Consider the following 1,717-nt stretch of genomic DNA (forward strand, 5'->3'; position numbering starts at 1 on the left):
TTTTGGTTAAGTCCTCGATCGATTAGTATCAGTCAGCTCCACATGTCGCCACGCTTCCACCTCTGACCTATCAACCTGATCATCTTTCAGGGATCTTACTAGCTTGACGCTATGGGAAATCTCATCTCGAGGGGGGCTTCATGCTTAGATGCTTTCAGCACTTATCCCTTCCGCACATAGCTACCCAGCGATGCCTTTGGCAAGACAACTGGTACACCAGCGGTGCGTCCATCCCGGTCCTCTCGTACTAAGGACAGCTCCTCTCAAATTTCCTGCGCCCACGACGGATAGGGACCGAACTGTCTCACGACGTTCTGAACCCAGCTCGCGTACCGCTTTAATGGGCGAACAGCCCAACCCTTGGGACCGACTACAGCCCCAGGATGCGATGAGCCGACATCGAGGTGCCAAACCTCCCCGTCGATGTGGACTCTTGGGGGAGATAAGCCTGTTATCCCCGGGGTAGCTTTTATCCGTTGAGCGATGGCCCTTCCATGCGGAACCACCGGATCACTAAGCCCGACTTTCGTCCCTGCTCGACTTGTAGGTCTCGCAGTCAAGCTCCCTTGTGCCTTTACACTCTGCGAATGATTTCCAACCATTCTGAGGGAACCTTTGGGCGCCTCCGTTACTTTTTAGGAGGCGACCGCCCCAGTCAAACTGCCCACCTGACACTGTCTCCCGCCCCGATAAGGGGCGCGGGTTAGAATTTCAATACAGCCAGGGTAGTATCCCACCGACGCCTCCACCGAAGCTGGCGCTCCGGCTTCTCAGGCTCCTACCTATCCTGTACAAGCTGTACCAAAATTCAATATCAGGCTACAGTAAAGCTCCACGGGGTCTTTCCGTCCTGTCGCGGGTAACCTGCATCTTCACAGGTACTATAATTTCACCGAGTCTCTCGTTGAGACAGTGCCCAGATCGTTACGCCTTTCGTGCGGGTCGGAACTTACCCGACAAGGAATTTCGCTACCTTAGGACCGTTATAGTTACGGCCGCCGTTTACTGGGGCTTCGATTCAAAGCTTCGCTTGCGCTAACCTCTCCTCTTAACCTTCCAGCACCGGGCAGGCGTCAGCCCCTATACTTCGCCTTGCGGCTTCGCAGAGACCTGTGTTTTTGCTAAACAGTCGCCTGGGCCTATTCACTGCGGCTCATCAGGGCTATTCACCCTAATGAGCACCCCTTCTCCCGAAGTTACGGGGTCATTTTGCCGAGTTCCTTAACGAGAGTTCTCTCGCTCACCTTAGGATTCTCTCCTCGCCTACCTGTGTCGGTTTGCGGTACGGGCACCTTTTCCCTCGCTAGAGGCTTTTCTTGGCAGTGTGGAATCAGGAACTTCGGTACTAAATTTCCCTCGCCGTCACAGCTCAGCCTATGTGGTAACGGGATTTGCCTCGTTACCGGCCTAACTGCTTGGACGCGCTAATCCAGCAGCGCGCTTACCCTATCCTCCTGCGTCCCCCCATTGCTCAAACGGTAAAGAGGTGGTACAGGAATATCAACCTGTTGTCCATCGCCTACGCTTTTCAGCCTCGGCTTAGGTCCCGACTAACCCTGAGCGGACGAGCCTTCCTCAGGAAACCTTAGGCATTCGGTGGATGGGATTCTCACCCATCTTTCGCTACTCATACCGGCATTCTCACTTCTAAGCGCTCCACCAGTCCTTGCGGTCTGGCTTCAACGCCCTTAGAACGCTCTCCTACCACTGACATCGA

1 rRNA gene is annotated in these 1,717 nt (G+C 54.6%); it reads right to left on the bottom strand.

Going from position 1 to position 1,717, the window contains the following annotated elements:
• Positions 1-2 precede the first annotated feature (2 nt).
• Positions 3-1,717 (bottom strand): 23S ribosomal RNA (locus tag AC6CHU_RS25845); the annotation flags it as partial.

Source organism: Cytobacillus sp. GQ23 (assembly GCF_059758675.1).